This window comes from Pararcticibacter amylolyticus, assembly GCF_003130405.1.
Taxonomy (GTDB): domain Bacteria; phylum Bacteroidota; class Bacteroidia; order Sphingobacteriales; family Sphingobacteriaceae; genus Arcticibacter; species Arcticibacter amylolyticus.
Window position 1 is genome coordinate 247,189 of sequence record NZ_QEAS01000001.1, and the last position, 8,356, is coordinate 255,544.

Below are 8,356 nucleotides of genomic sequence, written 5' to 3' on the forward strand. Positions count from 1 at the left end.
TCGAGGAACCACTCCTGGTTTCTCGACCGCTTTTTTTTGCTTACACCATTGCTCCATTCGCAGCTATCACCTGGCCTGAGATCCATTTGGAATCGTCGGATGCAAGAAAAAGAACGATCTTCGTGATATCTTCAGGTTCTGCTATTCGGTTAAAGGCATTAAGAGATGCTAACTTCGACAATATCTCCTCTGACTTGCCGTTCAAAAAAAGCTCGGTAGAAGTCGGCCCCGGAGCAACTGCATTCACAGATATGCCCCGCCCGATTTCCTTTGCAAATACCCGGGTCATCTGTTCTACTGCTGATTTGGTAGCCGAATAAATGGCGTAGCCGGGCAGCATCATTTTCGTGGTACTTGATGAAAAATTAATGATAATACCGTTGTTAGTTAGCCTTGCCGCGGCTTCCTTTAATGAAAAGAAGACACCTTTAACGTTAATATCAAAATGCTGGTTAAAATCACTTTCAGAATTGTCCTTTAAGAGCCTGGTGGTCATAACCCCCGCATTGTTGATCAATACGTCGATCCTTTCGAATGCTTCAATTGCCTTGTCAAACAAACTCTTTACGTCTCCTTCCCTGCTTACATCAGCCTTAACACCAATTGCAGTTCCGCCTTTCTGTCTGATTCGATCTAAAAGCTCTTCCGCCTTTGTGCTGCTGCTGGCATAGTTAATCACCACTTTTGCACCTTGTAAAGCAAATGCTTCCGCCATGTGAGCTCCGATTCCTCTCGACGCTCCGGTTATCAGGATAACTTTATCTTTTAACTGACTCATATTTTTATTTTTACAATCTAAATTAGCAGTAGCGATACATATAATTCTGGTGAGAGTTTAAGTATTTACGTAAGTTTGCAGGGAATGTTTTTACGGCTCACTGCGATATTATTAATTCCCCTTATGATTGGGGTCAGCTTCTCAAGAATGCTGGTATATGCCGCGTTTGAGCTAAACCGTAACTACATTGCTTCAACACTGTGTGAAAACAGGGAAAGGCCCTGGCTGCATTGCGACGGAAAATGTTACCTCGCAAAAAAAATGAAACAGGTAGAAGAAAAAGAGAAGAATGAAGAGAGACAAACTCAGAAGAATCTGATTCAGGATTCTTTCCTCCCTGTTAGTTTTCCGGTGGTGTTTACAACACGATTACTTCGCGTGATTGAAATTCCCTATAACAAACCGGTTATCACCGGATACCCTTCAATAATTTATCAGCCCCCACGCGCCTGATACATCACCATTTAATTTATTTTAGAAGACATGTCAATATTCCATCCGGAAGCGGAAGGTTTTTATTGCTGCATGTAGCCAGTGAATAGTTGATTCTGATCTGACTACTTAGCGCGCAAACCTGTCTTCTGTTAATCTTCTTTGTCTTTACGCAATTGAAGACTTTCTTTATATAAATATTACAACGACAACATGAAACACGCCATCCATATATTATTATTTAGTTTCCTTTTTTTAGTTTCCTGCAGCAAAGATGATAACGAACCAGCCAGCCCTCATTCAAAGATAAAAATAGCTGAAGCTGTTACAGCGAGCGGGATCAGCGTATCTCTTCTTGCAGATCAGAATGATCTTAGCGTAGCTTATAATAAAATCTATGTAGGGTTGAAGAACAAGGCCGGGGCTGAAATAAAAAACGCAACGGTTACCTATACGCCAATAATGGATATGCACACCATGCAGCACTCTTCTCCGGTAGAACAACCAGCCTACAGCAGCACAACAGAACTCTATGAAGGGGCTGTGGTGTTCTCTATGCCATCGGGAGACATGGGCAGCTGGCAGCTAAAAGTTACTGTAAACAATGAACCCGTCACTTTTGACGTATCAATCAAGCAAGCTGCCGCGAATACCAAATACACAGCAACCTTTAAGGGATCAGATGATCAAAGCTACACAGTATCCCTGATTCAGCCGGCAGCACCCAAAATAGGGATGAATGACCTCGAACTGCTGATCAGTAAACGCCAGGACATGATGAACTTCCCGCCCGAAGAGGGACTGACAGTTGAGTTTAGTCCCGAAATGCCTTCTATGGGACATGGATCACCCAACAATGTCGCCCCCATACATACAGGAAGAGGGCATTACACAGGAAAGGTCAATTTTACCATGACGGGCGACTGGCGCTTGCATCTGAAGTTGATGAAAGGCAGCACTGTAATTGTCGAAGATGCCTCGCTTGACCTGATGTTTTAACAGATGAAAGCCTTTCTCATAACAGGGTTCTGCCTATTGGTAATAGCATTACCGGCGGCAGGACAACAAGATACATCCGGAACAAATGCGGTGCAGAGATCTTTACTGCTAAAACAGGTGATCATTTCACCCGCAAAAAGCGTATCCCGCTCGGAAAGGGATCTTCATCAAAATCATCTGATGTCGCTTACGGATAAGATCCTGGAGCGTACACCCGGCATAACCATGATCCGAAGAGGAAACTTTGCGATGGAGCCGGCATTCAGAAGCCTCAATAACGGCCAGATTACCCTGACGATTGAAGGTATGCGGATATTTGGGGCCTGCACAGACAGGATGGACCCGGTAAGCTCCTATATTGAGCCGAATAACCTCGAGAGCATTGCCCTGACTGAAAGCCCGGGCGAAAACGCTAATGGAAGCGGGATCGGGGGAGGCATTGACTTTAAACTGAAGCAACCGTCTTTCAGTGAGAGTGCTAAAACTTCAGCGATGATAGGATCAGGATATGAGACTAATGGATCTGCTTTCCAGACGCTGGCCGGCATAAACGTATCGAACAGGAGTTTTGCATTGCAGGCAAACGGGATCTTCCGGCGAAGCGGAAATTATCGCGCAGCAAACCGCGGGGAGATAAGTTTTTCACAATACAGAAAATGGAACGGGAGCATCTCCGCAATAGTGAAAACAGGAGGAAAAAGCTTTTTAAAGGGCGACTACATTCAGGATGAAGGTTTCGACATCGGGTATCCGGCACTCACAATGGATGTAGCCTTTGCCAAAGCCAGAATTGCTGCTCTATCCTATCATTACAGGGATACACAACGCCATATCACGTGGGAAACAAAAGGCTACTATAATTTCGTTGACCACGCTATGGACGATACCAAACGTCCTGCTGAAACTATATCCATGCATATGGATATGCCCGGCACATCCCGGACCTTCGGGGCATTTTCAAGTCTGGCTATCGGAATCCATCCCAAACATCACCTGGAAGCCAAACTCGACGGATTCCGGAATGAGCTGAGCGCAGAAATGACCATGTACCCACCTGGTGCCAGTCCGATGTTCATGTATACCCTCGCTGGTCCGGTAAGAAACAGTATTGGATTAAGTCTTTCAGATATATTTTCCATAAACGAAAAGCTCACATTCAGGCCTGGATTATGGATGGAGTATATGCATGATGATATCCATGGCAAAGAGGAAAGGGAGCAGCTCTCCGGTATGTTTGAGGGAAACCTGGCTGAAAGCAGGCTGCTCAGCAATATCAATCTGGGAATTAGTTATAATCCAACAACTGAATGGACTTTAGGAGCTTCGGCCTCCAGGGGAGCCAGGGCTTCCACCCTGCAGGAAAGTTATGCCTTCTACATCTATAACAGGCCGGATGGATATGATTACATCGGCAACCCTTCACTAAAACAGGAGAGCTCCTATAACCTGTCTTGTTCCGGCGCCTATCACAACAGCAATTTCAGAGCTGAACTCAATGTTTTCAGCTATTTCTTCCGCAACTATATTGCTGGAAGAATGCTCCAGGGATACAGCACGATGACTATTGGTGCTATGGGAGTAAAACAATATATAAACCTCCCTTCTGCAAAAATCTACGGGACAGAATTTGCACTCAGATGGGCACCCGCCAAAACGGTCACTTTAAGTAGTGTCAATACTTTTACCCGGGGCGAGGATAACGAAGGCATTGCCTTACCTCTTATAGCACCATTCAAAACGGTTAATTCCATTATGTATTCAGCAAAGAAAACGATCATACAAGCTGAAACGGTGACAAACTCCAGCCAGTCTCATGTTGATATGCCGAAATACGGAGAAACACCAACTCCTGGTTCAACAGTTGTTAATCTGTCGGCCGGCAGATCTGTGCCGATCAAACTTGCCAAAAGCCTGAAGGTAAGCGTTCTGCTGGAGAATGTATTTAACAGAAGTTATTATCAGCATTTGGATATACTGAAGATCCCCCGGCCCGGGCGGAACCTGATCTTCAGAACAAGCCTGTTTCTTTAAACCTCAGGGATACGCTGAGTGTCCCTGGCTTTTTTCAAACGGATATAACCTATTCGACTGATTTTCAGTATAAGCAGATAAAGTAACTTCTATGAAATATCTGGTAATACTCTTTCTGACACTGGTAAAATTGGCTGAAGCTCAGACAACGGACACTGCGGCTCTGAAACGGGCGATACACCAGCCCGTCTCTGCGGCTGTTATTACTGAAAATATAGCACCTGCTGCCGATCACCAGATCTACAGGGAAATGCAGGAAGATTATCCCGGCTTTTCCAGCAAAGCTGACAATTATCTGCGGCACACTCCTACTGCGGCGGCAGGCATTCTGGGACTTTCAGGGACTAAAGGAAAACATTCTATCAGCGAAAAAACGCTTCTTTATATAGCATCTACTGCTATTATGAGTACAACAGTTTCATTCTTTAAGAAAAAGACACGTCAGTTAAGGCCCGATGGCAGTCCTTTCTCTCCCTTTCCATCAGCACATACCGCAGCAGCTTTTGCTGCCGCCGAATTTATGAACCAGGAGTATGGCGACAGATCTCCATGGTTCGGCGTAGCTGCTTACTCTGCCGCTACAGCAACAGGGATTTTAAGGGTTTATAATAATCATGGGTTCAGCAATGCAATCGCAGGAGCAGGCTTCGGGATACTTTCGGCCAGGGCAGCTTATTTTCTGTATCCGAAGGTGAAAGGGCTCCTGAAGGGAAAAGAGAATATTATGTTAAGCCCATCCTTTAACGGGAAAACGGTGGGAGCTTCCCTCTCCGCAACGTTTTAAACACCAGCATCAATAATATACTCACATAAAAAAGCCCGTTGTTTTTTGCAGCGGGCTTAAATCGTTTTCAGAAGCTTATAACTTTATTTATGATGCGGTAGCAGGCCGCTTCTTCTTCTTATTAAAAGGCCTCCTGCGCGAGGAATTCTTTTTTTCTGAAGGACGTGCAGCGCCAGGCTTAACATTCAAAGCCCTGGCGTCCTTCTTCACGGGCAAATGATACGGATGATCCTCTGCAATACGGATATCCTGAGCTGTAAGCTTGTTGATATCCCGGAGGTATTCCTGTTCCTCCTGGTCACAGAAAGACAATGCAGTCCCTTGGTTTCCGGCTCTGCCTGTACGGCCAATCCGGTGAACATAGGTTTCCGGCTGATTGGGCAGTTCAAAGTTGATCACATACTTCAACTCTTCAACGTCAATGCCTCTCGCAGCGATATCCGTTGCTACCAAAACTCTTATGCTGCCATCTTTAAAGTTGTTCAATGCTTTCTGTCTTGCATTCTGTGTCTTGTTCCCATGGATAGCATCCGCCTTGATAGAGGCCCGGTTTAACACTTTTGCCAGCTTATCAGCACCGTACTTTGTCCTTGTAAACACCAGCACTCTTTTGATTTCCTTATTCTGTAAAATATGAACAAGCAGTGCAGGCTTATCTTTCTTTTCTACCGAATAAACTGCCTGCGTCACCTTTTCAGCGGTTGAAGAAACCGGAGTTACCTCCACTTTTACCGGGTTATGAAGAATAGTACTCGCGAGCTTGTCGATTTCAGGCGGCATAGTAGCCGAAAAGAAAAGTGTCTGACGTTTTACCGGCAGCTTTGCAATCACCTTCTTCACATCGTTAATAAAGCCCATATCAAGCATCCTGTCGGCCTCATCCAGCACAAATAACTGGATATGCTGTAAGCTGATCACCTTTTGCGACATAAGGTCAAGCAGACGTCCCGGAGTGGCTACCAGGATATCAATACCTCCTTTTATAGCTGTCACCTGCGAATGAGCAGATACTCCGCCAAAAACAACAGCATGTTTAAGAGATGTGTGCTTTCCGTAAGCTGAGAAACTTTCACTTATCTGGATGGCCAACTCGCGTGTCGGAGTCAGGATCAGCGCTGCAATTTCCTTTCTGCCTTTTGCAGCTTCGCGTGCCTGCAATAAATGCAAGATAGGAAGTGCGAATGCCGCTGTCTTCCCGGTACCGGTCTGAGCACAGCCTAAAAGGTCTTTCTTCTCAAGAATTGCGGGTATGGAAGCTTCCTGTATAGGAGTTGGATGAACATATCCTTCGGTCTTTAGCGCTTTCAATATTGAAGGGCTAAGATTTAAATTTTCAAATAACAAATTATATGGATTAAATTAATAAAATAACAAACACGGATCTTTCATTTCATAAGCCAAGTGTTTGTTTTGCGTTGCGACAGAAGTTTTCAAAAGACAGAAAACACTATCTGACAAACATTTATAATACAAATATACACATTTACAATATGAATCCGAAATCAGCAAACTTAATACTCCCTGTATACCTGAATACCAGTCCCGGCTTTTTATCACTTATTACGGCTGAAAAATAAATTTGTTACCTATTGTTTTCCCGAATACGGGTAATCCAGCGAACTGTTCCGCCAGCCCGGCCCCCGGAAATAAAAAGCTATAAATGACAAAAGCCACTCTTTTCTGAGTGGCTTTTGCGGTCCGGACGGGACTCGAACCCGCGACCCCATGCGTGACAGGCATGTATTCTAACCAGCTGAACTACCGGACCGTTCCGTTTGGGAATGCAAATATAGCCCGATTATTTTACTTGTCAATATATTTTTTCAAAATATTCAAATAACACTGACTATCAGCCAAATAAAATTAAACACCCGATCCTTCCTTCATCTTTTCTGCATTTTCCGCAAACTGAAGGGCATCAATTATCTCCTGAACCTCTCCGTCCATGATAGCAGGAAGGTTATAAAGCGTAAGCCCGATACGGTGTTCGGTAACACGGCCCTGGGGATAATTGTATGTTCTGATCTTAGCTGAGCGGTCTCCGGTAGATACCATCGTCTTTCTCTTTGCTGCGATATCTCCTGTCTGCTTTTGCAACTCCAGGTCATATAGCTTGCTCCGGAGCATCTCCATTGCCCTCTCCCTGTTGGCCAGTTGCGAACGTTCTATCTGGCATACCACTACGATACCTGTAGGCTTGTGAGTAAGCTGCACCTTAGTTTCAACTTTATTCACATTCTGGCCACCGGCACCTCCCGAGCGGGAAGTCTGCATCTCTACATCCGCAGGATTCAGATAGAAGTCCAGTTCCTCAACCTCTGGCAAGACAGCCACAGAAGCAGCAGATGTATGAACCCTCCCCTGCGTCTCCGTTTCCGGAACTCTCTGAACCCGGTGAACTCCGGATTCATACTTAAGCTGACCATATACATCTTCTCCTGTCACTTTCAGGATAACTTCTTTGTACCCCCCAGCAGTGCCTTCGGTCACATCCATCACTTCGGTTCTCCAGCCCTTCTTCTCAAAGAAGCGGGTATACATCCTGTAAAGATCTCCTGCAAACAGGGCCGCCTCATCTCCTCCCGTGCCGCCACGTATTTCAACAACAGCGTTCTTAGCATCTTCAGGATCTTTAGGGATCAGCATAAGGCGGATTTTTTCCTCCAGTTCGTCCTTCTGCTCCATCAATTCGTCAAGATCCAGCTTTGCCATATCGCGAAGCTCTTCATCTTTCTCTGTAGCCAGGATCTCCTTGTTAGTGTCAATGTTAGAGACAACATTCCTGTAAATCTTATATTCGTCTACAATCTTACCCAGGTCTTTATATTCTTTATTTAACTGGGCAAAACGTCTCATATCACTGATGGTCGCCGGATCACTCAGCTCTCTTTCCACCTCTTCCCAGCGGAGTTTTATCGCTTCTAATTTGTCTAACATGTTTTATCTGAAAATGCCTAAGCATTGCCGCAGGGATGCTCCCCTGGTAGCAGATGCGGTTTATTATTTATGTAAAGCCCACAAAAATACGGCTTTTATGTAAAAATCCTCTCTAACCCGATCCGGTATTTCCCTTCTGTCACAATTTCCCGGGAACATTATTTTACAATTTACTTCCCGCTTATTTAAATCAACGTGGCTTTGGCAGGCAATTGCAGTAAATTAAACAGCATTTAAGCCCAACATTCAGCGAAGACACCCAAAAACAGGCGGAGGTAAGAATGGAGTATTTTTCCTGCTTTTAAAGCCAGACACAACATCTGTCGCCTTTTCTGAAAAACAGACTAAATGAAAGCCTCTGTTCAACTGACTTTTAAGAAAAAGAAGTCAATCGC

The 8,356-nt window shown here is 44.8% G+C and carries 7 protein-coding genes and 1 tRNA gene; 4 read left to right on the forward strand and 4 right to left on the reverse strand.

Annotated elements, in window-relative coordinates; genetic code table 11:
* Positions 1–40: 40 nt before the first annotated feature.
* On the reverse strand, positions 41–778 hold the full coding sequence (locus DDR33_RS01035) for an SDR family oxidoreductase (protein WP_109413900.1): 738 nt from the start codon (positions 776–778) through the stop codon (positions 41–43).
* A 123-nt stretch (positions 779–901) separates the two neighbouring features.
* Here DDR33_RS01035 and DDR33_RS01040 point away from each other — a divergent pair, with 123 nt between their 5' ends.
* From DDR33_RS01040 to DDR33_RS01055, 4 genes are all read left to right on the forward strand, one after another.
* On the forward strand, positions 902–1,231 hold the full coding sequence (locus DDR33_RS01040; protein WP_109413901.1) for a hypothetical protein: 330 nt from the start codon (positions 902–904) through the stop codon (positions 1,229–1,231).
* 192 nt (positions 1,232–1,423) lie between these two features.
* Complete coding sequence (locus DDR33_RS01045) at positions 1,424–2,209, forward strand: FixH family protein (RefSeq protein WP_109413902.1); 786 nt, start codon at positions 1,424–1,426, stop codon at positions 2,207–2,209.
* A gap of 3 nt (positions 2,210–2,212) precedes the next feature.
* A complete protein-coding gene (locus tag DDR33_RS01050; protein WP_109413903.1) occupies positions 2,213–4,240 on the forward strand; it encodes a TonB-dependent receptor plug domain-containing protein in 2,028 nt (675 codons plus the stop codon).
* A gap of 91 nt (positions 4,241–4,331) precedes the next feature.
* On the forward strand, positions 4,332–5,024 hold the full coding sequence (locus DDR33_RS01055) for a phosphatase PAP2 family protein (protein WP_109413904.1): 693 nt from the start codon (positions 4,332–4,334) through the stop codon (positions 5,022–5,024).
* An 87-nt stretch (positions 5,025–5,111) separates the two neighbouring features.
* Here the strand turns inward: DDR33_RS01055 and DDR33_RS01060 are convergent, their stop codons facing one another.
* From DDR33_RS01060 to prfA, 3 genes are all read right to left on the reverse strand, one after another.
* Positions 5,112–6,368 (reverse strand): DEAD/DEAH box helicase, encoded by a 1,257-nt coding sequence (locus DDR33_RS01060; RefSeq protein WP_109413905.1) that lies wholly within the window; start codon positions 6,366–6,368, stop codon positions 5,112–5,114.
* 350 nt (positions 6,369–6,718) lie between these two features.
* Positions 6,719–6,792 (reverse strand) — tRNA-Asp (locus DDR33_RS01065).
* A 95-nt stretch (positions 6,793–6,887) separates the two neighbouring features.
* Positions 6,888–7,961, reverse strand: a complete 1,074-nt coding sequence (prfA, locus tag DDR33_RS01070) for a peptide chain release factor 1 (RefSeq protein WP_109413906.1) — start codon at positions 7,959–7,961, stop codon at positions 6,888–6,890.
* Positions 7,962–8,356: the final 395 nt, after the last annotated feature.

Excerpts from the sequence above, each read along its gene's own strand:
- DDR33_RS01035 (WP_109413900.1), bottom strand. The coding sequence starts at position 778 with ATGAGTCAGTTAAAAGATAAAGTTATCCTGATAACCGGAGCGTCGAGA.
- DDR33_RS01040 (WP_109413901.1), top strand. The coding sequence starts at position 902 with ATGATTGGGGTCAGCTTCTCAAGAATGCTGGTATATGCCGCGTTTGAG.
- DDR33_RS01045 (WP_109413902.1), top strand. The coding sequence starts at position 1,424 with ATGAAACACGCCATCCATATATTATTATTTAGTTTCCTTTTTTTAGTT.
- DDR33_RS01050 (WP_109413903.1), top strand. The coding sequence starts at position 2,213 with ATGAAAGCCTTTCTCATAACAGGGTTCTGCCTATTGGTAATAGCATTA.
- DDR33_RS01055 (WP_109413904.1), top strand. The coding sequence starts at position 4,332 with ATGAAATATCTGGTAATACTCTTTCTGACACTGGTAAAATTGGCTGAA.
- prfA (WP_109413906.1), bottom strand. The coding sequence starts at position 7,961 with ATGTTAGACAAATTAGAAGCGATAAAACTCCGCTGGGAAGAGGTGGAA.